Raw genomic sequence first — 22,708 nt, 5'->3', positions numbered from 1 at the left:
TCTCCTTACCCCATCGCTTTTCTTACCGCCTCTACAACTCTATCCGGCTGGAAGGGCTTTACAATAAAATCCTTCGCACCTGCTTGAATAGCTTCTATTACCATAGCTTGCTGACCCATTGCAGAACACATAATTATTTTTGCCTGAGGGTCAAGGGATCTGATCCTTTTTACGGCTTCAATCCCATCCATTTCCGGCATTGTAATATCCATAATTACCAATCCTGGTTTTAATTCTTTGTATTTTTCAATAGCCATCAGTCCGTTTTCGGCTTCCCCCACCACCTGAAACCCATTTTTGGATAATATATCTTTTATCATCATCCTCATGAAGGCTGCATCGTCGACTATCAAAATCCCAGACATAATTTATCATCCTCCTAATCTTATTGAATAAGGCTTGCCCTTTCTGAAGAATTTAATATCTCGGTAATTCTTACACCGAAATTTTCATCAATCACTACAACTTCCCCTTTTGCAATAAGTTTTCCATTAACAAGAATATCCACCGGTTCTCCGGCTAACTTATCGAGTTCTATAATCGAACCCGGGCCCAAGCCAAGTATTTCTTTAATTTTTTTCACTGCCTTCCCGAGCTGAACCGAAATTTCCAAAGGAACATCCATTATAAGTTCAATACTGGCCTTTTGGTATGGACCTTCTTCAGAAGAAAATTCCTCTAACTCCACAGGTTTTACAACTATTTTTTCTTTCTTATCTACAGATGATTGCTTTTGCCCCTTATATTCCATATCCGGTATTGTCTTCTCATCTTTCTTAATATCTTCATCAATTACCGTTGAATCCATTGTAAAGGAAGTTAACTCTTTTACGAGGGATTTAGCAAATTCTATCTTCATAAGGAGCATTATTTCACTTTTTATTAATTCTCCCACTTCCATTATAAAAGAAATCCTAACAATCGGTTCGTCTTCTTTAAAATAGCTTTCTAAGGAATCCTCTGAAAGCATAATTCTTTTTACTCTGGGTGGCGAAATATTTATAGGTTTTTTAAGCATGGTCGATAACGAAGTAGCTGATGATCCCATCATTTGATTCATTGCTTCTCCTACAGCGCTCAACCTTATTTCATCAAGTTCAAAATTTATATTTCTTCCATCCCCTCCCATCATTAAATCAGCGATTATTTTCGCATCTTCTTCTTTGATAATTAAAATATTACTGCCTTCCAGCCCCTCAGTATAATCTACCATTACAGCTATAAAGGGTATTGAATAAATCTCTTTCAATTTATTTATAGTAGTAATCATCACTTTGGGAGTAGTTATTACTACTTTATGTCTTAGAATTGTATAAAGGGTAGTGGCTGAAGTACCGATTGAAATATTGCCAAATTCACCCAAAATATCCTTCTCTTCCCTTGATAAATCCATTATTTCGGAAGGCGCATTCATTCTTGCTATTAATTCATTTATTTCATCCTGTGAAAGCATTCTGTTTTCATCCATAATTCTCATTCCTTTCATCAACAAACCTGGTAACCTTTACAGCGGTTCTTTCATTTTTCTTCCCTACTATACCTTTAAATTTTAAATTTCCTTTAACATAGATATCGATTTCCTGCTTTATATTTTTATCCAGCTGAATAACATCCCCGACTTCTAAATTCAAAAAATCCCTTACAGAAATTATCGCTTTACCGAGTTCCGCCTTTATTTCCACAGATATATCTTCAATCTTTTTATTTAATTTTTTAGAAAAAATATCAGATACTTCCTTTGAAGATGATAGCCATGCTTTTGTAGAAAGCTTGGGCATAATCGGTTCGATTACGATAAAGGGTAAACACAAATTAATCAATCCTTCTGTTTTACCCACTTTTATGTTAAATGTAATCAGGGCTGTGGCTTCATTTGGAGACACTAACTGAATGTACTGGGGATTTGTTTCTATTTTTTCTAAAGTCGGGTGTACCTCAAAAACATCTTTCCAGGTTTCTTCTATTAATTTAATTATTCGTGAAAAAACCTTAATAATCAAGTTCAATTCTATTTCGGTGGGTTCTCTCGGTTTATCTTTGTATTCTCCAATACCCCCAAGCATCCTATCTATAATTGCATATGCAAGTTCCACACTCGTTACCAGCAACACTGATCCTTTAAGAGGAGAAAAATCCACTATTCCTATTATGGAGGGGTTAGGAATTGACGAAGAAAATTCGGCAAAAGGCATTTGATCCACATGAGAACCGCTTATCTGAACCAAAGTCCTAAGCTGGGTAGTTAGGTAGTTAATTAAATGCCTTCCGAAATTCTCATGAATCACTTTTATTGAATTTAACTGTTCCTTTGAAAATTTATTGGGTTTTCTGAAATCGTAAATTTTTACCTTTTTCTCCTGGGATTCTTTTTTTATCTCATCGACCTTTATTTCACCTGTAGTAAGAGCTGCAATTAGGGCATCTATTTCACTCTGGGATAAAATATCTGACAACCTTTTCCCCCTCCTTAATTCACAATAATACTGTTAAAATACACATCCACAATCTTTGCTTTCTCCAAAAGTTTATTTATATTATTCTTGATTTCTCCCCTTAATACCTCCATACCATTGCTGTCTTTTACTGATTCAAAGGTTTTTGCCCGAAGAATTGAATAAATCCTGTCGTTTATTTCGTATTCTCGCTGCTTTAATTCCTTTTCCGCATCTTTACCTTCCAGTAAAAAAACAAGAGAAATTTTTATATAACCGTGATCGGCAAGATTTGTCAAAAATTCACCGGCCTGATAAGGTGCAAGAACTTTTTTTTCTTCTTTTGCTTTATCCTGAAATAAAAAGTTTTTGGTTAAAAAATACGCCATAAATGCAGAAATTATCATTAAAATAACAACAATAAAAATTATTAGAAGGATTCTCCTCATTCCTTTTTTTTGCGCCATTTCTGCCATTTATAACTCCTCCAACTCTTTATCTTAATTCGGTTCTTGCATTTCCAAACTGGATTTTAGAATAATTATATCCACCCTTCGATTTAAAGCCCTATTTTTATCGGTATCGTTGGGTACAACAGGTCTATATTCGCCGTACCCTGCAGCTGAAATCTTTTTTGGGTTTATGCCGTGAACTTCAATAAAATATCTTACCACATTTACCGCTCTTGCAGTAGACAATTCCCAGTTTGAAGGAAATTCCCTCGTATGTATAGGAACATTATCTGTGTGTCCCTCTACCCTTATATGATGATTGCTTTCTTTTAGTATTGGGGCTATCTTGTCTAAAATCTCCTTAGAATTGTCCTTGATAAACGCTTTACCCGAATCAAATAAAGCCCCCTCTAAAAAACGTATAGTTAATCCTCTTTCATCCATATCTACCTTAATACCTCTTAAATTATTGGACTCAATTATTTTTTCTATCTCATTCCCTATCTTTTCAAGTTCTGTTTTTTCTCGTTCTGCAACGTAATTTTGTCCCGTTCCGCTTTCAATGAATTCTTGTTTATAATAAGTTTTTCCTCCCTGTAAAATCCCTAAAGAACCCTGGAGAGAGGTCATAGCTAAATCAAATTTTCTCGTATCTATACTTGATAAAGAATAAAGCAAAACAAAAAATATAAGTATTTGAGTAATAAGATCTCCATAAGTGGTCATCCACAAAGGGGATCCTGGACCCTTATCATTTTCTTCAGACCTTCGCCGTCTGCCTGCTGGCATTAATCTCACCGCTTTCCGCAGCTTTTTTAACATTGATATTTTTTCTCATCTTTGGTGCTAAAAAGGCTTTCAATTTCTCTTCAATAATTCTCGGATTTTCCCCTGCTTGAATGGATAGTACCCCTTCAATCATTACCTCTTTAATTAAAATTTCCTGTTTGCTTCTAACTTTCAATTTAGCCGCTATAGGAAGAAATAAAAGATTGGCCAATATGGAACCATAAAAAGTTGTAATTAAGGCAGTGGCCATACCCGGGCCTACAGCGCTGGGATCGTCAAGCCTTTTCAACATATTAATTAATCCAATAATTGTTCCAATCATACCGAATGCCGGTGCTAAAGCACCCATTGTTTCAAATAAACTCTGACCTTCTTTATGCCTTTCTTCCAGAAAGGAAAGTTCTGTTTCCAGAATACTTTTAACCAGCTCCGGATCTGTTCCATCTACCACAAGTAAAATCCCTCTTTTTAAAAAATCATCTTTTAACTGGGATGCGCTGTCTTCAAGGGCAAGCAATCCCTCTTTTCTTGCTATATCCGCTAAATTTACAATAGTTGAAATAACTTCCTCTGCTTCTAACTGTTTTTCAAAAAACACTATCCTTAAAATTTTTGTAGTTTCAATAACTTTTGAAAAGGGAAAGCTTATAAAAACAGCTCCAATTACACCTCCAAATACAATTAAAAAAGATGGAATATCTATATATGCCGATAAACTTCCTCCCATGTAAATTCCCCAGGTAAGAACCGCAATGCCCCCGATCATCCCAAGCAATGTAGCCCGGTCCATTAATATTCACATCCTTTTAAAATTTTTCTTTTATATTCTATAATCTTTGAAATAATTACCATGGGAGGTTCTTCGACCAAATAAGTTTTATCATTAGTAAGCTTTATCACCGTATCGGGGGTGGATTCCACCGTTTCTATCAATTCGGCGTTAATATAAAATTTTTTCCCATTAAGCCTTGTTACTTCAATCAAAAGTTCGCACCTCTTTTCTAAAAAGCCCGGGCCATTTCTGGTCCGGGCCCTTTTATAAATCACTTAATATTTATCTTTTTAGATTTACCAGATCCTGCAGCATCTCATCGGAAGCGGTAATTATCCTTGAATTTGCCTGAAACCCTCTCTGGGTAATTATCATCTGGGTAAATTCTTCGGCTAAATCCACATTGGACATTTCTAAAGAACCGGGAGAAACGGAACCCCTTCCTCCGGTGCCGGGGAAACCGATCTGGGGAACACCCGAGTTTGCCGATTCTCTAAACATATTTTTCCCGGCTTTCATAAGCCCCGAAGGATTATCAAAATTGCACAGGGCAATCTGTGCCAACTCTTTATTTATGCCGTTGTCAAAGATCCCGGTGATGGTTCCCGATGAATCGATCGCAATACCCAAAAGCGTTCCCGCAGCATAACCATCCTGATAAGATAAATCAATTGTTGTTTCCCTGGCATATTGGGTAACATTAGCGAAATCTAAGGTAATATTCATATTATCAGCACCGCTAATTGTAATAGAAAGGGTATCTATATTGCTTGCGTCTAAATTAATATCTCCCGATGTAGTAAATTGTAAATCACCTGTATCCCCTCTCTCTATATTTAAATCAGTATCGTTTGGATCTTTATTTATTGAATAGCTCCATGCATTACCTCCGGTTTTTGTAAAAATTATTGTTAAGTTATGAGTATTACCTTTTGAGTCAAATATTTTAAAAGGAATAATATAAGATGTGCCAACTTCATCCGCATCATTTAAGTTTTTTGAAAATGCTACATTTTCGGTTTTATTTGCGGCCATCATCATTCCTTTTCTGATAGTTATAGTTGAAATGTTTTGGGGAGTTTTTGATTGAGCGTTCTGCCAGCCCATAACTTTATAACCGGTAGAAGTATTTACAAAATTTCCTTCTTCATCAAATCCAAAATTTCCAGCCCTGGTGTAATATCTTTCCTGTCCATCGGTAACTACAAAAAATCCATCTCCTTCAATTGCTAAGTCGGTCATATTGCCCGTAGTTTCAAGGCTTGACGGAGTATGAATTGTATCAATCGCACCTATGGTCATACCAAGGCCCACCTGCAAGGGGTTTGTTCCTCCTCTTGCATTTTGAGGCGCTGATGCTCCTCTCATGGTTTGTGCCAGAGCTTCCTGAAAGGTTACCCGGCTTTTTTTATACCCTACCGTATTTACATTGGCAATATTGTTGCCTATTACATCCATTTTAATTTGATGATTTCTGAGGCCGGTTACACCGGCAAACATTGACCGCATCATGGCATATTACCTCCGTATAAATTATTTTCAATTAACTAATTTCTTAAGTGCCGGAAACCCCTCGGTCCATCAGGGTTTCATGAGCCCCCATAACGCGGTCCAGCTCATATTATCACGGCACCGTCGATGTTTGTAAAAACATTTTCTTTTAAGTTTTCTTCATCTATGGCAGTAATTACAGTTTTATTTTTTATACTGACTATAAAAGCCATATTATCCATGAGTATCAATGACTCCTTAACTCCTTTTTCTTCAGCCTTACTTACAGCATTTTTAAGTTTATCCCATTGCTCCTGGCTCAAATTCATATTTCGCAATTTCATTCTCATAGCTGCATGACCTGAAATTTTTAAATCCTGTTTTAATTTCTCTTCTAATATTTCTTTAAATTTGCCATCGGATTTTACCTTTTCTTGTTTTTCAACAGTGTATTTGTTTTTATCAACTTTTTCTACAATTGTATTTAATGGATTCATTAAATCCGAAATCCTTATGAAATCACTCATTTTCTCATCTCCAAAGGCCTATTTTATTTCTTTTACACTGGATAATGGTACTTTTACTTCTTCATCTCCTAAGAGTAAACCTATTTCATTATTATCAAGAACTATTCCTTTTACCTCTCCGGAGTATTCCTTTTCTTCATATACAGCTTTTACTTTCTTTCCTATCCAAGAAATGCTCGATAAAAAGCTCAATTCTCTTCTCATTTCCTGAATCTGTTCTACTTGAGTAAAAGTAGCCAGCTGTGCTATATATTCCTTGCTGTCTAAAGGTTCCAAGGGATTTTGATTTTTTAATTCAGTAATCAAAAGCTTTAAAAATTCATCCTTCCCCAGGTTTTTTGTAGCTGAATCCCTTTTACTTACCGAGGTGTTCATAACCTGGTAAGGAGAATAAACTTGTTCTACCAAGCAAATCACCTCCCATTAAACAAAATAATCTATGTTGCTTTGATTTAAACTCCAAAAGTACATATTTTTACTACCTTTGGTAATTTCTGCTACATCGAAAGGCTCATTTGCGTCTTCAATTTTAAAATTATTCTTTTGTTTAGTTGATTTGTAAAACCAGTCCCTTTCCCTGCCGGAAAAGTCGTTGTAAAACCCCATCTCATTTTTAACATTCACTAACTCTATGTTTACATCCTCAAAACCCTGTTTTACTATTTGGCTTTTTAAATTATTAAGCCCTGCCTCTAAATCTTTTCTGACAAAGGGATTTTCTACAAAGATTTGAGCCTTTAAATTTTTTTCTTCATTTATTACTTTTATTATCATTTCTCCTAAATGATCGGGTTTTAACCTGATATGAAGCTCTTTTGATTTGTCCTTAGCTATAACTGATATTTTTTCTACCAGTTCTTCAAAAAAGTTAGAATCAATTTTATCTTTTTCTCCCTTTATAAATATTTCATCTTTATTTACCGGTTCCAAAGGAGTAGTTATAATTCCTATATCTTCTTTACTGAGTGCCGGCAAAACTGCAGATTCTTCTATGCTCAAATCTTTTGAAGGAATCTTTCTATAATTCGAAGAACCGGGCAATATTTCTTTTAGTATTTTTATAGCATTATTTTTGTTATTGCTATTCGTCAATTCAAGTTTATCATGATATCCCGGGGTAACTTCTATTGATCCATCCCTTTCGCTTTTTTCTCCATTCATTTCTTTAAGAAATTCTGGACTTTCTTTTTGAACAATTTCAATAAATTTCTCTTTTAATGCGGTTTTTTCTACATCTTCAACACCAAATATATCTAAAAGCTGGTTAAATTTATCATCGAAGTCTTTATTGGTTTTGTAATCCGAAATTATCTCCTTCAGTAAAAACCAAATTTTTTCTTCAATTTCTTTACCTTCATCTCCACTATTTAATTGTGATGGGATAATATTATTTGGTATTTTTATCTCATCCTGAATAAAATTAATATCCTGACCTTTAGAAGCCTCAGGAAAAAAATTTAAATAATAAGATGAAAGTAACATCCAAAGTATGTTTTCTTCCTGACCATTGATTTCGCTTTCTTCATTAATGAGACCTATTTTCTGTTTAAATTCAACTTCCATCAATTTATTGAAAAATTTACTCTTGTTACTTTTAATCTTATCAATCTTCAGATTGACAGGTTTAATTTTCTGATTGTTCGGATTGCAATTAATACAAACCACGGTTCCTTCCATTTTCTCACCTCCTTTCGCTAATTTATTTATTCAAAAAGAAAACCTTATAAATTTCCCAGTTTTTTGGTTATCTCTGCAGCTTTTTTGGGTTGAATAGAGGACAAGATACTGGAAACCGATTCCTTTTTCATATTTGATAATATTTTTGTTGCTTGATCCACGGACATTTCTTCAAATATTTTGGCAGCACTCGAAGGATCCATTAATTCATAATAGGAAGCAATGTCTTTTATTGCTTTTTTGTTATTCTCCAATTTATTATTTTCTTCCTCTATATACGCTTGAAGTTTTTTTAGTTCCTCTTCTTTTTTTGACAATTCTTCTTCCTTTTTCAAAATTTCTTCTTCTTTCTGCTTTAACAACTCTTCTTTACTTTTTAGCTCATCTTCTTTTTGTTTTAAAAGCTCTTCCTTTGAAAGCAGGGTACTATTAGTGTTAGTTTCCTTAATTACGTTCTTCGTGAACGGGAGTTTCCCCAATATTGGCAGAACCTTTGGATTTAGTTTTGAAGGATCAGCAGTTTTTACAACAAAAAATAAAGTAAAAAGAAAGGTAATTATAAACAATATTAATAAAATAAAAACAGTAATTTTAAATTTATTTGAAGACATTAATTCTATTCATCCCTTCTTGAAAAAGCAATTATTGCATGCTCATCCAGATTCTTTTGCTCCTGTTTTGCGTATTCTTCCAGAAAAAGCTTGAATCTCTTATCTTTTAAAACTTCCAGAATCCTTTTTTCTCTTTTTGCATTCAGGAATTCATTTAAAGAACAATCGTACATTCTTTGTGATTCTTCCACCTTTTTTCTCTGGTTATATATTAATTCAGATACTCTTCTATAAAAATTATCAAAATTAATTAACTCGTAAGCTTTTACAGAATCTACTTGCCTCGAGGGGCTTTGGAGTAAAATTTCGTTTTTGATACCTTCCAGATAATCTAAAGCATATTTTTCTTCTTCCAACCTCTTTTTTGCTTTAAAAAGTTCTTCTTTTTTTAAATTTTCAATAACCGTTTTAGCGTTTAAAAGTTTTTCCAATTTAAATTTAAACTTTTTCATTCTATTTCATCCTCAGAAAAAATATCTTTTAAAAGTATTAAGGTTTCCTCAAAGGTTGATTTTTCATTTATTTCCTGTCTTAAGAAATTATTCACCCTGTCAATATATCTTAAAGCTTCGTCTATCTTTGGATTAGTGCCTTTTTTATATGCACCTATGTTTATTAATTCTTCTGCTTCCTTATATACCGAAAGGATGTTTTTTACCCTTGAAGACAATCTTCTGTGCTCTTCTGTAATCACTTCATCCATTAATCTGCTAATACTTGATAAAACGTCAATTGCAGGATAAAAATTCATGTTTGCGAGAGTCCTTGAAAGAATAATATGGCCATCCAAAATCCCTCTTACAGCATCAGAAATTGGTTCATTAAAGTCATCCCCATCTACAAGAACGGTATAAATACCCGTAATGGAGCCCACCTTTCCCATACCCGCTCTTTCCAGTAATTTTGGAAGTACGGCAAAAACCGAAGGTGTATAACCCCTACTAACCGGTGGCTCGCCCGCTGAAAGTCCAACTTCCCTTTGAGCCATTGCAAATCTCGTAATGGAATCCATCATAAGCATTACATCCATTCCCTGATCCCTGAAATACTCGGCTATAGCAGTAGCGGTAAAAGCTCCTTTCGTTCTTATCAGAGGAGGATTATCGGAAGTTGCCACTACAACTACCGAACGTTTTAACCCTTCCTCTCCCAGGTCCTTTTGAATGAAACTATTAAGTTCTCTGCCTCTCTCTCCTATCAGGGCTATTACATTGATATCTGCCGTTGAGTTCCTCGCTATCATACCAAGAAGCGTACTTTTCCCCACTCCGCTTCCTGCAAATATCCCTATTCTTTGTCCTTTACCACAGGTTAAAAGTGCATCAATGGCTCTTACTCCTAATGGCAAAGGCTCTTTTATAGGTTTTCTTTCAACGGGATTAGGGGGAGTATTATTCAGTGGATACTTTGTTAAATTCTTAATTGGGCCCTTACCATCTATAGGGTTGCCTAACCCATCTAATATTCTTCCCATCAGGTTTTCCCCTACCGGAACCGAAAGCTTTTCCCCCAGGGCAACCACATCCCAACCGGGACCAATAGATTCTATATCCGCTAAGGGCATTAATATAATTTTATCTTCTTTGAATCCCACTACCTCCGCTAAAATACTTTTACCACTTTCCTTCGAATAATAAGGAGATATTTCGCAAAGCTCTCCAATTTCAGCAATAGGGCCCTCCGCTTCCATAGTAAGTCCAATAATTTTCGAGATTTTTCCCTTTGGTCTTATCGTTTCTGTGTTTGCTATAATTTTTCTATAAAATTCAAAGTTTTCTTCAATCATATATCAGCTCCATCTCTTTCAATTTTTTTTCTATAACATTTAGCTGGGTTTTTATGCCCGCATCAATGATAAACCCCGAATTTTCCAATATAAGGTCTCCTTTTTGTAAAGTGGGATCGCTAATAATGGAAATTTTTTTATATCCTGTTTCTCCTTTTAATTGTTCTAACTTATCCATCAAAATATCATAATCAGAGGGCGATACTCGAATTAATATTTCCCGATCTTCCCTTGCTTTTTTTAAACCCTTTTCTATAAGTTTTTTTATATAATCCCTGTCGATTTCGATAACTTTCCCGAGTATTTTTTCCGCAATGTACAGGGATAATTTTAAAGCCTGTTTTTCGATTTGTTCTAATTTTTTCTGGTAATCCAAAAATAATTTCTGTTCTAATTCTTTAAATTGATTAAGATAAATGGAAAAAAGCTCTTCTCCTTTTCTCCTGCCTTCATTTATTCCTTTATTATAGCCTTCATTGAAACCTTTTTCATAAGCAGATTTTAAAATTTGTTCTTTTTCATTTTCTGCTTTCGTTAAAATTTTCTCGGCTTCTTTTTTGGCTTCAGAAATTATTCTTTCCTTTTCCTCCTCAGCTGATTGTAAAAATTGCTTTTTTAAAACCTCCTGTTCAAAGGGATCAATAATGTCTTTTTGTGTTTGATGAACCGGTAATCCCGCAAGGTTCTCATGACTATGTACTTCAAATAAAAATGTTTTACCGTTTTCCAATTTTACCGGATTATCGTAAAATACAATCCTTTTCAATACCTTAGACAATTATCTCATCTCCTCCGCCGCGGGAAATTATAATTTCACCCGCATCCTCGAGCTTCCTTATAATGGCAACTATCTTTTGCTGTGCCTCTTCCACATCCCTTAATCTTACCGGTCCCATATACTGTAAATCTTCCTGTATCATTTCAGCCTGACGCTTTGAGACGTTAGAGAATATTTTATTTTTGACTTCCTCGCTGGAACCTTTCAAAGCAAGAACCAGATCCTGATTATCCACTTCACGGAGTATTCTTTGAATCGTTTTATTGTCAAGGGTAATAATATCTTCAAAAACAAACATTCTCCGTTTAATTTCGTCAGCAAGTTCCGGGTTTTCCATTTCAAGCACTTCAAGAATATTTTTTTCAGTGGTTCTATCAACGTTATTTAATATATTAACAATAGCCTGTACACCACCTGCATTGGTAAAATCCTCCATGACTACCGAGGCTAATTGTTTTTCCAATACTTTTTCAATTTCAAAAATGACCTCAGGAGAAGTTCTGTCCATCATTGCTATCCTCTTGGCAATCTCCACTTGCTTTTCCGGCGGTAAATTTGAAAGTATTTTTGCCGCCTGTTCAGGATGAAGGTATGTTAAAACAAGGGCTATGGTCTGAACGTTTTCATTTTGCAGGAAGTTCACAAGTTGAGCCGGATCGGCTTTTCGTATAAAATCAAAAGGTCTAACCTGTAGAGAAGAAGTAAGTTTGTTTATTATTTCAAAGGCTTTTTGCGTACCCAGGGCCTTTTCTAATATTTCTTTGGCATAATCTATTCCACCCTGAGTAATGTAGTCACTGGCAACAAACATGGTCTTAAAATCATCAAAAACAGATTTTTTTTCTTCATCGGTCACTTTCCGCAAACTCGCGATATCTAATGTCAATTGCTCGATTTCCTCTTCCTTCAAATATTTATATATATTTGCTGCAAGTTCAGGTCCAAGGGAAGCAATAAATATAGCTGCTTTTTGTCTCCCAGTAAGGCGGCTTATAGGCATATCAAACACCTCACTCCTCATTCAGCCAGGTTCGAATTATCTTAGCAACATCTTCCGGTCTATTTTTTACCAGCATTTCTATATCTCTTGTTCTATTTTTTGCTTCAAGGATATTTAAATCTTCTTCCGCCTTTGAAGAAGTTGCAGCCTGTTGTAAAATAAGTTGCTCGGCAAGTTTCTCCTCCATAGCCCTTTTTCTCGCTGTCCATAAACGCCTTGCAATCACAAAAAATATCATCAATGCAAGAGCAGAAATTACTAAAATATAAACCCTCTGTCTTGCTTGACTTTTCTTATCTTCTTCCATTTGCTTGGCCAGGGACTCTGTTAATGATCTTTCAAAAGTCATTCCTTCAACAGTAATAATATCTCTATTGCTATCAAAGCCTATTGCGCTTCCCACCAAGGAAGCTATTTTATTTTTCTCTTCATCGGTCAAATTCCTGTTAATAACCACAGATACCGTTAATTTTTTAACCGCTCCAGGTGCAATAGTAATATTTTCAATGGACTCATTTATTTCGTAATTTTTTACCGTTTCCGTTTTTTGATAACTTGATGAACCACCTTGATTTTGTTGCCCTTGATAACCGGGTATCTGTGAAGTTGTTCCGGGAACACCTGCCGGGGAAGAAGAATTTCCGCTAAAGTACTCCTTAATTTCCTGGACGCTTCTTAATATTCCTTCTCCGGACTCCGGATTCGGTGAGGTAAACAATTTGTTTTCTACAACCTTTTTATCAAAATTCAATTGAGCATTTACTCTAACAGCAACGTTACCAGGACCAAATATTTGTTCCAAAAGGGATTGAACCTTTGATTGTAAATCATTTTGAAACTTGGATTGTACGGCAAATTGAGAGTCTACAATTTGTCTTGAATTATCCTCCGAGAGGGATATATTTGAAAGTACCCTCCCATACTCGTCCACAATTGTGACATTTTCCGGTTTTAAACCTTCAACTGAATGGGAAATTAAATTTATAATACCCCTTACTTCTTCTTCCTCCAGTTTTTCTCCGGGTTTTAATTTTAAGAAAACCGCAGCTGACGCTTCCTTTTGGCCGGATGGATCTATAAAAAGAGTTTTCTGCGGTATAACAAGATGCACCCTTGCCTCTTCCACCTGATTTAATTCTTTAATGGTTCTTGTTAATTCTCCCTGAAGAGCCTGATTATATCTCACCTGTTTTTCCCACTCGGTCATGCCGAGATTCATTTTCCCAAAAATATCATTAAATCCAATCTCTCCACCACTTGGAAGTCCCTCTTGAGCAAGAGAAAGACGAATTTTATAAACATCCTTAGATTCAACTTCAATAGTTTTTCCCGAATCAATAAGTCTGTATTTTACCTTCATTGCATCAAGTCTTTTTACTATTTCGCCCGCATCTTTGGTATCTAAATTGGAATATAAAACAGCATACTGAGGTTTGGTAATAAAATAAAAAAGTAAAAGAACGGAAAGCAATACGATAATCGTTCCGCTTAAAAATCTAATTTTTTGAGTTTTACTTTTACTTTCCCAGAATTCAATGATTCTTGTTTTAATTTCTTCAAAATTCATTTATTTTCCACCTTTATCCTTATATCTGCATTCTCATTATTTCCTGATATGCTTCAATAGCTTTATTCCTGAGTTGTACGGTAAGCTCTAAGGAAAGTCTTGCCTTTTCCGCAGATATCATCAGATCATGGACATTTACATCATTTCCCAGTAAAAAGTCATTAATCTTATTTTCATAATCCTTTTGCAAATCGTTTACCCGGTTTAATGCTTCTTTTAAGAAATTAATAAATTCTGAAGAATTTTCTTCCTTTCTTTGATTTAAACCTATTGGATTTAAAGATACCTTTTCGATCCTATTTATTTCCAATTATTTCTCCTCCCATATAATTTTTTATCCTTTTCCTATTTCCAGAGCTTTACTAATCATACTTTTGGTGGAATTTATCGCAGTAACATTAGCTTCATAACTTCTTGTCGCAGAAATCATATCAACCATTTCTTCTACAATGTTTACATTAGGCATTCTTACGTATCCCTTTTCATCCGCATCAGGATGAGCGGGGTCATAAACTATTTTAAATGGCCTTTGGTCTTCTACAATAGCCGCAACCCTCACACCTTTTCCGTTATAATTTATCTTATCATTTAATATTTCATTAAAATCCGAACTTTCATTCATTTCTTGAAAAACTACCATTTTTCTCCTGTAGGGTTCACCTTTCTTTGTCCTTGTAGTGTCCACATTGGCTATATTGCTGGATATTATATCAAGCCTTAATCTTTGAGCTGTCAGAGCCGAAGCACTTATTTCCATTGATTTAAAAATACTCAATTATTATTTCCTCCCTTCATTTATAGCAGTCCTTAACAGGGAAAATTCTTTTGAAACCTGCTCAACCAGTACATTATAAGACAAGCTGTTTACTGCGAGTTCCACCATTTCCTTTTCCACATCTACATTGTTACCATCTTCTCTATAAGCGGTATTTTCCTCACGATAAAGTACGGGTTTCAAGGTTAAAGGGGAGTAGGTCTTTTTTATATGCCTATCGTTTGTAGTAGTTAAAGAAATTCTATTATTTTTACTTAAAAAATCCCTTAAATAATCTTCGAAAATCACCTTTGTTTTTTTATAATTTGGTGTATCCGCATTTGCAATATTATTAGCAATAACCTCATTTCGCAGCCATTTTGCATCCAGAGCCTTTTCCATCAAGGATATGTTTTCGAAAATTCCCATAATCTGCACCTCTTTTAAAAACTAAATACACTATCTTTCTAAATTAAAATTACTACCTTTTTTTACAATTTCCTCCTATATAATAAACAAGATACGAAAATTTGTAAAAAGATGCTATTAATTTATTTGTTAAATATTATATCATAACAAATTTTTCTTTTATACGACAAAATTTTTAATAAAAAAGCAACCTACCTTAGAAAATAGGCTGCCTTTTAAAATTAGTCGGCAGCCTGGCAGCCATAGCAGGATATGCCTTAGGCCCATAGCTTTGCGTCCCTGCCTTTCGACAGGTTTGCTTTTTTCGACATTTTTCTATGATGTTTTCCCTTAATTAAAATTATATTATTATAAATTAAATTGTAAATGATTTTATTTATTTCCATAAATAAACTCAAATTAATCATAAAAAAATGCGTGAATTGCTTCACGCATTTTATGAACGCATCTTTTTTAATTCATCAATAAGTTTATCGTTGAGCACTTTAATATAGGTTCCCTTCATACCGAGGGATCTCGATTCGATAACCCCGGCACTTTCAAACTTCCTTAAAGCATTGACTATTACGGAACGGGTAATCCCGACCCTATCCGCTATTTTACTGGCTACTAACAAACCTTCATTTCCATCTAATTCTTCAAATATATGCTGAACTGCTTCTAATTCCGAGAATGAAAGGGTACCTATTGCCAGCTGAACAACAGCTCTTTTTCTCGCTTCTTCTTCAATCTCTTCTGTCTTGGAACGTAAAATCTCCATACCAATTACAGTAGCACTGTATTCTGCCAGAACTAAATCCTCATCCGTAAATTCTTCGCCAAATCTGGCAAGTACAAGGGTTCCGAGTCTTTCTCCTCCACCATTAATAGGGACAATTGTAACGAGTTTTTCAGGATGAGGACATTTTACTTCTTTATCGAATACGCATTCAATTTCCTCCTGGGGTATATTCGAACGAGTCTCATGGATTTCAAGAAGTTTATCATTGTAGTCCTTAGGAAACACTTTTTCTTCAATTATTTTGTTTTGTAATACATCACAATCATAATTTTCAAGTATTGAATAACCTAACACTTTCCCTTTCCTGCTGGCTACATATGCATTCGCATTTAATACCTCAGTTAAGATTTTACAAACCTCATTAAAATCCACCGGGTACCCTGCAGACCTCTGCAGCAATTTATTGATTCTCCTGGTTTTTTCTAACAATTCTTTACTCATTACATCTCCTCCTTTTGATTTTATAAGATATACATACTTAAATCTTTATCTTCGATTATGTTACTTAATTTTTTTCTCACATAATTGGCATTTATATTAATTTCTTTTTCCATCACATCAGGGGCTTCAAAAGAAATATCTTCTAATAATTTTTCCATAATCGTGTGCAAGCGTCTTGCTCCTATATTCTCCATATGTTCGTTCACATAGGCGGCTATTTTTACTATCTCATCTATAGCATCTTCAGAAAATTCTATTTTTATTCCTTCAGTTTCCAATAATGCCTTATATTGTTTAATAAGGGAATTTTTAGGTTCAATAAGTATTCTTTTTAGATCTTCTTTTGATAGGCTCTTTAATTCTACTCTTATTGGAAAACGCCCCTGCAATTCCGGTATTAGGTCCGAAGGTTTTGAAATATGAAAGGCTCCTGCGGCTATAAACAAAATGTGATCGGTTTTAACAGGCCCGTATTTGGTTACAACGGTGCATCCTTCAACAATGGGTAGAATATCCCTTTGCACCCCTTCTCTGGAAACGTCCGGCCCATATCCCTTTTCCCTACCCGCTATTTTATCGATTTCATCTATAAAGATAATACCGGTTTCTTCAGCTCTGGAAATTGCTTCATTTATTACTTCATCCATATCAATCAGTTTTTGAGCTTCTTCTTGAATCAATATTCTCCTTGCATTTTCCACCGTAATTTTCTTCTTTTTTTTCTTTTTGGGGAATATATTCCCGAATAAATCCTGAAAATTTATCCCCATATCCTCGGCACCGGCAAAAGAGAAAACCTCTAAAAAAGGTGTCTTATTGTCATCCACTTCAATTTCAATTAATTCTTTGTCAAATTCTCCCGCTTTAATCCTTTCTAAAATATCCTTCCTTTTCTTCCTGGCTTCATTAAGTTTTCTCTCAAATTCTTCCTCATCCTCATATGTATTTTTCTGGAAAGTGCCGAAGACCATTTCAAAAGGATTTTTAATGTTCGAGGTTCTCGAAGGATCGGGCTCTAAAATTTCTGCAATTCTTAATTCTGCCAATTCCTTTGCTTTATCTTTAACTTTTTCAATCTTTTCCACTTTAACCATTCTGATGGAGGTTTCCACAAGGTCTCTCACCATAGAGTCCACGTCTCTTCCCACATATCCGACTTCGGTAAATTTTGTAGCTTCTACTTTCACAAAAGGAGCGTTAACTAATTTAGCAAGCCTTCTTGCTATCTCGGTTTTTCCTACCCCTGTTGGGCCAATCATTAAGATATTTTTCGGAATTATATCTTCCTGCATTTCCGGCGGTAACTTTTGTCTCCTTATCCTGTTGCGGAGAGCAATTGCTACACATTTTTTAGCTTCATCCTGTCCTACTATATACTTGTTCAATTCTTCTACTATTTTTTTTGGTGTAAAGTCTTCCATATACTCACCTCCTTATAGCTCTTCAACACTTATATAATCATTGGTATAAACACATATTTCAGAAGCTATTTTCAAGGATTCTTCTACTATTTTTTTCGGTTCAAGCTCGGTAAATTTTGATAAAGCCCTTGCAGCAGCTAAAGCATAAGGGCCACCCGAACCAATTGCAGCAATCCCATCATCCGGTTCAATTACTTCACCATTCCCCGAAATAATCAGGATGTGTTCTCTATCCAGGGCGATTAAAAGTGCTTCTAATCTTCTCAACATTTTATCGGTACGCCATTCCTTGGCAAGCTCTACCGCGGCTCTTATTAAATGTCCGTGAAACTCCTCAAGTTTTCCTTCAAATTTTTCAAATAAAGTAACGGCATCAGCTACTGAACCTGCAAATCCTGCCAGTACTTTCCCATTGTACAGTTTCCTGATTTTTTTTGCGTGATGTTTCATTATAGTATGTTCACCAAAAGTAACCTGTCCATCGCCCGCTATAGCAGCCCCTTTTTCATTCACCATCGCCACTATAGTGGTAGCTCTCATCATTTATAAAATCACTCCTTTTTTTATGAGGAAATGCTTTCTCGTAAACCTCTTTAAGCCTTTCTTTTGTCACATGTGTATAAATTTGAGTGGTAGAAAGGCTCGTATGTCCCAAAAGTTCCTGCACAGTTCTTAAATCTGCACCATTTTCCAAAAGATGCGTAGCAAAGGTATGCCTTATTGTATGAGGAGTCACCTTTTTAATAAAGGAGAGTTTCTTCACATATTTTTCTACAATACGCCTGATGCTCCTATCCGTTAATCGGGTGCCATTTTTATTCAAAAATAAATGTTCCTCTTCCCTGCCCTTTAGCAGAATTGGTCTTGAAATTTTTAAGTAAGTTTCAAGGGATTCTTTTGCTTTTTCACCAAAAAAAACAATCCTTTCTTTTGATCCCTTGCCAAATACAAACAAAATTTTATTGCTCAAATCTAAATCTTTAAGTTTAATATTAGTCATTTCTCCAACCCTGATCCCGGTCGCATACAGTAATTCTAATATGGCTTTATCCCGTATCCCCAAACAAGAATTATCCGGTAAATTCAATAGTTCATTAATCTCATTTGGATATAAAAACTCCGGCAGTTTTTTGGGTAATTTCATACCCTGGATATGCAGCGTTGGATCGCTTTTAATTACTTCTTCTTTCAAAAGGTATTTGTAAAAAGCTCTTACTGCAGATATTTTCCTTGCAACAGTTCTTTTCTCCAATCCTTTTTCCCTCAAGTTTGCAAGAAAACCTCTTATCAAAACATAGTCAATTTTATTTAAAGATTCAATATCAGATATTTTTTTTTCTTTTAAATATTCCATAAACTGTAAAAGGTCTTCGGCATAGGCTTTAAGTGTATTCTCGGAACGATTTTTCCCCTTTAAAAAACTCAAAAAACTATCTATAAGGTATTCCATCATTATCGCCTCGATTTGAAAAGAGCCTATATTATACTACCACATGAAAGTATATAATGCAATATTAAATTCTAAATTATTTTTAAATTCTTTGTTAATTTTTTTTGAAAAATAAATTAAAATTTTAAACTATACTACATTATTTTCTACTATGAAATTCTTTAATACATTGATTGCCCTTTCACCCAATTTTTCATTTTTAATTTTCTTATTTTTTATTTTATCATTTAAAGGCGGCAGTATTCCAAAATTTGCCTTCATGGGTTGAAAATTTTTTGCATCTGCTGTTGTAATATAATCTAACAATGCACCAACAACTGTTTCCTTTGGGAATACAAGGAGTTCCTTTCCTTTTATATAACGTAAGACATTAATCCCTGCAACGATACCCGATGCCGCTGATTCTATATATCCTTCAACTCCAGTTATTTGCCCTGCGAGAAAAATACCCTTTTTTATTTTTAGTTCTAAGGTGGGGTTTAAAAATTTCGGGCTTAAAATAAATGTATTTCTGTGAATAAAACCAAATCTCACAAATTCAGGATCCTTCAATCCCGGTATTTTACTAAATACCCTTTTTTGTTCCGGCCACTTCAAGCTTGTTTGAAAACCTACTAAATTAAATAAAGTCCCTTCTTTATTTTCCTTTCTTAATTGAACTACTGCAAAAGGTTGTTCCCCCGTTCTTGGGTTTACAATTCCTACAGGTTTTAAAGGCCCAAAAAGAAGAGTTTGAGGACCTCTTTTTGCCATTACTTCTATTGGCATACATCCTTCAAAATACTGTGGTTTTTCAAATTCCTTAAGTTCAACTACTTCAGCATTAATAAGCTCATTATAAAAATTATAGTATTCTTCTTCGGTCATCGGTAAATTCACGTAATCTTCATCGCCTTTACCATACCTGGATCCCCAAAAGGCAATATTCCAATCTATTGAATCGGCAGTAATTATTGGTGCTGCTGCATCATAAAAATACAGATATTTACTACCTAAAAGTTCCATCAAGGCATAGGATAAATTTTCGGAAGTTAAGGGACCGGTAGCCAATACTGCAGGGGGATCGGGAATTTGAGTAACTTCTTCCCTTATTAGCTCAATATTTGGGTGGTTTTGAATTTCAAGGGTAATTGCATTGGAAAATTTTTCTCTATCTACTGCTAAGGCTGAGCCGGCAGGAACGCTATAATCGTGGGCTTTTTGTATTATTATAGAAGAAAGCAATCGCATTTCTTCTTTTAAAACTCCTGCTGCAGTAGTAATTTCCTGAGATCGCAGGGAGTTACTGCATACTAATTCCGCTAATTTATCGGTATGATGAGCAGGAGTCATCTTTTTAGGCCGCATTTCATAGAGTTTTACTTTAACTCCGTGGTTGGCCAGATACCATGCAGCTTCACACCCTGCAAGTCCTCCCCCTACTACCTTTACCTCATACATTTTTTCCACCCTCTTTACCAGGGAAAATTTCTTCATGATTGCATTCTTTGTTTGTACAAACAGCTTTATTATGCCCTTTTATGGATTTTAAAACCATCAAATTACCGCATTTAGGACATGGGGTACCAACAGGAGGATACCAGGAAACAAAATTACATTCAGGATAATTCTCACATCCATAAAATTTTTTGCCTTTTTTTGTTTTTCTTACTAAAATTTTGCCTCCGCAGAGGGGGCAATTCACTCCGGTATCCTCAACAATAGGTTTAGTGTTTTTACATTCCGGAAAACCCGAGCATGCCAAAAATTTTCCATACTTGCCCCGTTTTATTACCATCTTTCTTCCGCAATATTCGCATATTTCTTCGGTTTCCTCATCCTCTTTTAGTACTATTTTCCCAATTTCTTTTTCAGCAATCCTCAGTTTTTTTTCAAAAGGTTTATAAAAACTTTCAACGATTTTACGCCAGTCTTCATCGCCAGTTTCAATTTTATCTAATTGCTCTTCCATTTCTGCTGTAAAACCAATATCCACAATATCGCTAAAGTATTCTTTTAATAGCTCCGTTACTATTTCTCCCAATTCCGTAGGTTTAAATCTTCCTTTTTCCTTTTCTACGTAGCCCCTCTTTGTAATGGTATCAATTATTGGCGCATAGGTGCTTGGACGACCTATACCTTTTTCTTCCAGGGTCTTTACCAGCATAGCTTCAGTGAATCTCGGAGGTGGCTGAGTAAAATGCTGCTCGGCCTTTAAGTCTTTTAAAGCAAGCTCCTGCCCTTCATTTAAATCCGGAAGCATCATTTCTTCTTTTTCCTGTTCCTCATCGGCTCCTTCTATATAGACTACCATAAAACCTTTAAACTTCATATGTGAACCTGTTGCTTTAAAAATATATTCTCCGGCTTTAATATCCACAGAAACATAATCATATATGGCGGGTGCCATCTGGCTGGCTATAAACCTTTCCCAAATAAGTTTATAAAGCTTATACTGGTCTTCTGACAGGGAATCCTTTATCTTTTCAGGGGTTCTGTAAACGGATGTGGGTCTTATAGCTTCGTGGGCATCCTGTATATTCTTTTTCTGCTTTTGCTGAACCGGAGAATCATTAATAAAATCCTTACCAAAATTTTCGGCAATGTATTTTTTAGCTTCTAACTGGGCTTGTTCAGATATTCTTGTGGAATCCGTTCGTATATAAGTAACAAGACCCACCGTACCCTCATCTTTTATATCAAGTCCCTCATAAAGCTGTTGGGCAATCATCATGGTTTTTTTAGCGGTAAATCCCAACTTTCGTGAAGCTTCTTGCTGCATAGTGCTTGTTGTAAAAGGCAATGAAGGATTTCTCTTTCTTTCTCCTTTTTTAACTTCCAAAACCGTGAATTTTTCTTCCTTTAAGTCATTTACTATTTTTTCCGCTTGTTCCTTATTATTAATAGAAATTTTTTCGCCCTTTTGGGAAAAGAGCTTAGCTAAAAAAGTAGATTTAGAAATCTCTTCCATTAATTCTGCTTCAATTGTCCAGTATTCTTCAGGTACAAAATTCCTGATCTCATTTTCTCTATCGCAAATTAGCCTGACGGCTACCGATTGTACTCTTCCGGCACTTAAACCTCTTTTTATTTTTTTCCATAATATGGGGCTAATCATATAACCCACAAGTCTATCTAAAACACGCCTGGCTTGCTGAGCATTCACAAGGTTTTTATTTATTGTTCGCGGGGATTTGATTGAATTAGTTACGGCATTTTTAGTAATTTCATGGAATTCCACCCGGCAAGGCAAATCCTGTGGGATTCCTAAAAGTTGAGCTAAATGCCAGGAAATAGCTTCTCCTTCCCGGTCAGGGTCGGTTGCAAGATATATTTTTTCTACTTTTGCAGCTTCCTTTTTAAGATTATCAATTATAGAACCCTTTCCTCTAATTGTAATATATTTTGGTTCAAAGCCATCTTCTATATCTATTCCCAATTGACTTTTGGGCAGATCTCTAACATGTCCCATGGAAGCAGCTACTTTAAAATTTTTACCCAAAAATTTACTTATTGTCTTTGCCTTTGCCGGAGATTCAACGATAATAAGTGACTTGGCCACAATAACCAC

General features: G+C 35.1%; 26 protein-coding genes and 1 riboswitch. All 26 genes read right to left on the bottom strand.

The features are described 5' to 3' along the window. Positions 1-5: 5 nt before the first annotated feature. The gene (locus ACPLOV_RS04090) at positions 6-365 is read right to left on the bottom strand and encodes a response regulator (RefSeq protein ID WP_424909378.1); all 360 of its coding nucleotides are present in this window, start codon (positions 363-365) and stop codon (positions 6-8) included. A gap of 20 nt (positions 366-385) precedes the next feature. After that, positions 386-1,468 (bottom strand): flagellar motor switch phosphatase FliY, encoded by a 1,083-nt coding sequence (gene fliY / locus ACPLOV_RS04085; protein ID WP_424910688.1) that lies wholly within the window; start codon positions 1,466-1,468, stop codon positions 386-388. Beyond that, a complete protein-coding gene (fliM, locus tag ACPLOV_RS04080) occupies positions 1,461-2,453 on the bottom strand; it encodes a flagellar motor switch protein FliM (protein WP_424910687.1) in 993 nt (330 codons plus the stop codon). Before fliM ends, fliY begins: the two co-directional genes overlap by 8 nt. Positions 2,454-2,467: 14 nt before the next feature. Then, positions 2,468-2,908, bottom strand: a complete 441-nt coding sequence (locus tag ACPLOV_RS04075) for a flagellar basal body-associated FliL family protein (RefSeq protein ID WP_424909375.1) — start codon at positions 2,906-2,908, stop codon at positions 2,468-2,470. 24 nt (positions 2,909-2,932) lie between these two features. Further along, positions 2,933-3,673 carry an OmpA/MotB family protein gene (locus ACPLOV_RS04070; RefSeq protein ID WP_424909374.1) on the bottom strand — a complete coding sequence of 247 codons (741 nt, stop codon included), beginning with the start codon at positions 3,671-3,673 and terminating at the stop codon, positions 2,933-2,935. Then, entirely contained in the window at positions 3,645-4,463 is an 819-nt protein-coding gene (locus ACPLOV_RS04065; protein WP_424909373.1) for a flagellar motor protein, read from the bottom strand. Before ACPLOV_RS04065 ends, ACPLOV_RS04070 begins: the two co-directional genes overlap by 29 nt. Further along, positions 4,463-4,720, bottom strand: a complete 258-nt coding sequence (locus ACPLOV_RS04060) for a flagellar FlbD family protein (RefSeq protein ID WP_424910686.1) — start codon at positions 4,718-4,720, stop codon at positions 4,463-4,465. Before ACPLOV_RS04060 ends, ACPLOV_RS04065 begins: the two co-directional genes overlap by 1 nt. A gap of 7 nt (positions 4,721-4,727) precedes the next feature. Then, positions 4,728-5,957, bottom strand: a complete 1,230-nt coding sequence (locus ACPLOV_RS04055; protein WP_424910685.1) for a flagellar hook protein FlgE — start codon at positions 5,955-5,957, stop codon at positions 4,728-4,730. 104 nt (positions 5,958-6,061) lie between these two features. Then, positions 6,062-6,463, bottom strand: coding sequence for a TIGR02530 family flagellar biosynthesis protein (locus ACPLOV_RS04050; RefSeq protein ID WP_424908561.1), 402 nt, complete (start codon positions 6,461-6,463; stop codon positions 6,062-6,064). Between the two features lie 18 nt (positions 6,464-6,481). Further along, on the bottom strand, positions 6,482-6,871 hold the full coding sequence (locus ACPLOV_RS04045; RefSeq protein WP_424908560.1) for a flagellar hook assembly protein FlgD: 390 nt from the start codon (positions 6,869-6,871) through the stop codon (positions 6,482-6,484). Positions 6,872-6,886: 15 nt separating this feature from the next. Beyond that, positions 6,887-8,140: a flagellar hook-length control protein FliK gene (locus ACPLOV_RS04040; protein WP_424910684.1), complete on the bottom strand. Its 1,254-nt coding sequence runs from the start codon at positions 8,138-8,140 to the stop codon at positions 6,887-6,889. A gap of 44 nt (positions 8,141-8,184) precedes the next feature. Beyond that, positions 8,185-8,751, bottom strand: coding sequence for a MotE family protein (locus tag ACPLOV_RS04035; RefSeq protein ID WP_424910683.1), 567 nt, complete (start codon positions 8,749-8,751; stop codon positions 8,185-8,187). 5 nt (positions 8,752-8,756) lie between these two features. Further along, on the bottom strand, positions 8,757-9,203 hold the full coding sequence (gene fliJ / locus ACPLOV_RS04030) for a flagellar export protein FliJ (protein ID WP_424908557.1): 447 nt from the start codon (positions 9,201-9,203) through the stop codon (positions 8,757-8,759). Next, positions 9,200-10,537 (bottom strand): flagellar protein export ATPase FliI, encoded by a 1,338-nt coding sequence (fliI, locus tag ACPLOV_RS04025; RefSeq protein ID WP_424910682.1) that lies wholly within the window; start codon positions 10,535-10,537, stop codon positions 9,200-9,202. Before fliI ends, fliJ begins: the two co-directional genes overlap by 4 nt. Next, positions 10,530-11,315: a FliH/SctL family protein gene (locus ACPLOV_RS04020; protein ID WP_424908555.1), complete on the bottom strand. Its 786-nt coding sequence runs from the start codon at positions 11,313-11,315 to the stop codon at positions 10,530-10,532. Before ACPLOV_RS04020 ends, fliI begins: the two co-directional genes overlap by 8 nt. Then, on the bottom strand, positions 11,308-12,315 hold the full coding sequence (gene fliG, locus ACPLOV_RS04015) for a flagellar motor switch protein FliG (protein ID WP_424908554.1): 1,008 nt from the start codon (positions 12,313-12,315) through the stop codon (positions 11,308-11,310). Before fliG ends, ACPLOV_RS04020 begins: the two co-directional genes overlap by 8 nt. Positions 12,316-12,325: 10 nt before the next feature. Then, positions 12,326-13,882 carry a flagellar basal-body MS-ring/collar protein FliF gene (gene fliF / locus ACPLOV_RS04010; protein ID WP_424908553.1) on the bottom strand — a complete coding sequence of 519 codons (1,557 nt, stop codon included), beginning with the start codon at positions 13,880-13,882 and terminating at the stop codon, positions 12,326-12,328. A 19-nt stretch (positions 13,883-13,901) separates the two neighbouring features. Further along, complete coding sequence (fliE, locus tag ACPLOV_RS04005) at positions 13,902-14,192, bottom strand: flagellar hook-basal body complex protein FliE (protein ID WP_424908552.1); 291 nt, start codon at positions 14,190-14,192, stop codon at positions 13,902-13,904. Between the two features lie 24 nt (positions 14,193-14,216). Further along, positions 14,217-14,657 carry a flagellar basal body rod protein FlgC gene (gene flgC, locus ACPLOV_RS04000; RefSeq protein ID WP_424908551.1) on the bottom strand — a complete coding sequence of 147 codons (441 nt, stop codon included), beginning with the start codon at positions 14,655-14,657 and terminating at the stop codon, positions 14,217-14,219. 3 nt (positions 14,658-14,660) lie between these two features. After that, positions 14,661-15,065 (bottom strand): flagellar basal body rod protein FlgB, encoded by a 405-nt coding sequence (flgB, locus tag ACPLOV_RS03995; RefSeq protein WP_424908550.1) that lies wholly within the window; start codon positions 15,063-15,065, stop codon positions 14,661-14,663. A gap of 224 nt (positions 15,066-15,289) precedes the next feature. Beyond that, a riboswitch (cyclic di-GMP riboswitch) is annotated at positions 15,290-15,375 on the bottom strand. Positions 15,376-15,501: 126 nt separating this feature from the next. Beyond that, on the bottom strand, positions 15,502-16,287 hold the full coding sequence (gene codY / locus ACPLOV_RS03990) for a GTP-sensing pleiotropic transcriptional regulator CodY (protein ID WP_424908549.1): 786 nt from the start codon (positions 16,285-16,287) through the stop codon (positions 15,502-15,504). A gap of 20 nt (positions 16,288-16,307) precedes the next feature. Beyond that, complete coding sequence (gene hslU, locus ACPLOV_RS03985) at positions 16,308-17,708, bottom strand: ATP-dependent protease ATPase subunit HslU (RefSeq protein ID WP_424910681.1); 1,401 nt, start codon at positions 17,706-17,708, stop codon at positions 16,308-16,310. 12 nt (positions 17,709-17,720) lie between these two features. After that, positions 17,721-18,251 (bottom strand): ATP-dependent protease subunit HslV, encoded by a 531-nt coding sequence (gene hslV / locus ACPLOV_RS03980; RefSeq protein ID WP_424908547.1) that lies wholly within the window; start codon positions 18,249-18,251, stop codon positions 17,721-17,723. Further along, entirely contained in the window at positions 18,214-19,161 is a 948-nt protein-coding gene (gene xerC, locus ACPLOV_RS03975) for a tyrosine recombinase XerC (protein ID WP_424910680.1), read from the bottom strand. Before xerC ends, hslV begins: the two co-directional genes overlap by 38 nt. Before the next feature lie 126 nt (positions 19,162-19,287). Continuing rightward, the gene (trmFO, locus tag ACPLOV_RS03970; RefSeq protein ID WP_424908545.1) at positions 19,288-20,598 is read right to left on the bottom strand and encodes an FADH(2)-oxidizing methylenetetrahydrofolate--tRNA-(uracil(54)-C(5))-methyltransferase TrmFO; all 1,311 of its coding nucleotides are present in this window, start codon (positions 20,596-20,598) and stop codon (positions 19,288-19,290) included. Next, a complete protein-coding gene (gene topA, locus ACPLOV_RS03965) occupies positions 20,591-22,699 on the bottom strand; it encodes a type I DNA topoisomerase (protein WP_424910679.1) in 2,109 nt (702 codons plus the stop codon). The genes trmFO and topA overlap by 8 nt, the downstream gene beginning before the upstream one ends. Between the last annotated feature and the right edge of the window lie 9 nt (positions 22,700-22,708).

The sequence above is a fragment of the Thermovenabulum sp. genome, from assembly GCF_049723235.1.
Lineage (GTDB): Bacteria > Bacillota > Thermosediminibacteria > Thermosediminibacterales > Thermosediminibacteraceae > Thermovenabulum.
This window is presented reverse-complemented; position numbering and strand designations above follow the sequence as displayed.

Bases quoted from the DNA above. Each gene is read 5' to 3' on its own strand.
- ACPLOV_RS04090 (WP_424909378.1), bottom strand. From the start codon at position 365: ATGTCTGGGATTTTGATAGTCGACGATGCAGCCTTCATGAGGATGATG.
- fliY (WP_424910688.1), bottom strand. From the start codon at position 1,468: ATGGATGAAAACAGAATGCTTTCACAGGATGAAATAAATGAATTAATA.
- ACPLOV_RS04075 (WP_424909375.1), bottom strand. From the start codon at position 2,908: ATGGCAGAAATGGCGCAAAAAAAAGGAATGAGGAGAATCCTTCTAATA.
- ACPLOV_RS04070 (WP_424909374.1), bottom strand. From the start codon at position 3,673: ATGCCAGCAGGCAGACGGCGAAGGTCTGAAGAAAATGATAAGGGTCCA.
- ACPLOV_RS04065 (WP_424909373.1), bottom strand. From the start codon at position 4,463: ATGGACCGGGCTACATTGCTTGGGATGATCGGGGGCATTGCGGTTCTT.
- ACPLOV_RS04055 (WP_424910685.1), bottom strand. From the start codon at position 5,957: ATGATGCGGTCAATGTTTGCCGGTGTAACCGGCCTCAGAAATCATCAA.
- ACPLOV_RS04050 (WP_424908561.1), bottom strand. From the start codon at position 6,463: ATGAGTGATTTCATAAGGATTTCGGATTTAATGAATCCATTAAATACA.
- ACPLOV_RS04040 (WP_424910684.1), bottom strand. From the start codon at position 8,140: ATGGAAGGAACCGTGGTTTGTATTAATTGCAATCCGAACAATCAGAAA.
- ACPLOV_RS04035 (WP_424910683.1), bottom strand. From the start codon at position 8,751: ATGTCTTCAAATAAATTTAAAATTACTGTTTTTATTTTATTAATATTG.
- fliJ (WP_424908557.1), bottom strand. From the start codon at position 9,203: ATGAAAAAGTTTAAATTTAAATTGGAAAAACTTTTAAACGCTAAAACG.
- fliI (WP_424910682.1), bottom strand. From the start codon at position 10,537: ATGATTGAAGAAAACTTTGAATTTTATAGAAAAATTATAGCAAACACA.
- fliG (WP_424908554.1), bottom strand. From the start codon at position 12,315: ATGCCTATAAGCCGCCTTACTGGGAGACAAAAAGCAGCTATATTTATT.
- fliF (WP_424908553.1), bottom strand. From the start codon at position 13,882: ATGAATTTTGAAGAAATTAAAACAAGAATCATTGAATTCTGGGAAAGT.
- flgB (WP_424908550.1), bottom strand. From the start codon at position 15,065: ATGGGAATTTTCGAAAACATATCCTTGATGGAAAAGGCTCTGGATGCA.
- codY (WP_424908549.1), bottom strand. From the start codon at position 16,287: ATGAGTAAAGAATTGTTAGAAAAAACCAGGAGAATCAATAAATTGCTG.
- hslU (WP_424910681.1), bottom strand. From the start codon at position 17,708: ATGGAAGACTTTACACCAAAAAAAATAGTAGAAGAATTGAACAAGTAT.
- hslV (WP_424908547.1), bottom strand. From the start codon at position 18,251: ATGATGAGAGCTACCACTATAGTGGCGATGGTGAATGAAAAAGGGGCT.
- xerC (WP_424910680.1), bottom strand. From the start codon at position 19,161: ATGATGGAATACCTTATAGATAGTTTTTTGAGTTTTTTAAAGGGGAAA.
- trmFO (WP_424908545.1), bottom strand. From the start codon at position 20,598: ATGTATGAGGTAAAGGTAGTAGGGGGAGGACTTGCAGGGTGTGAAGCT.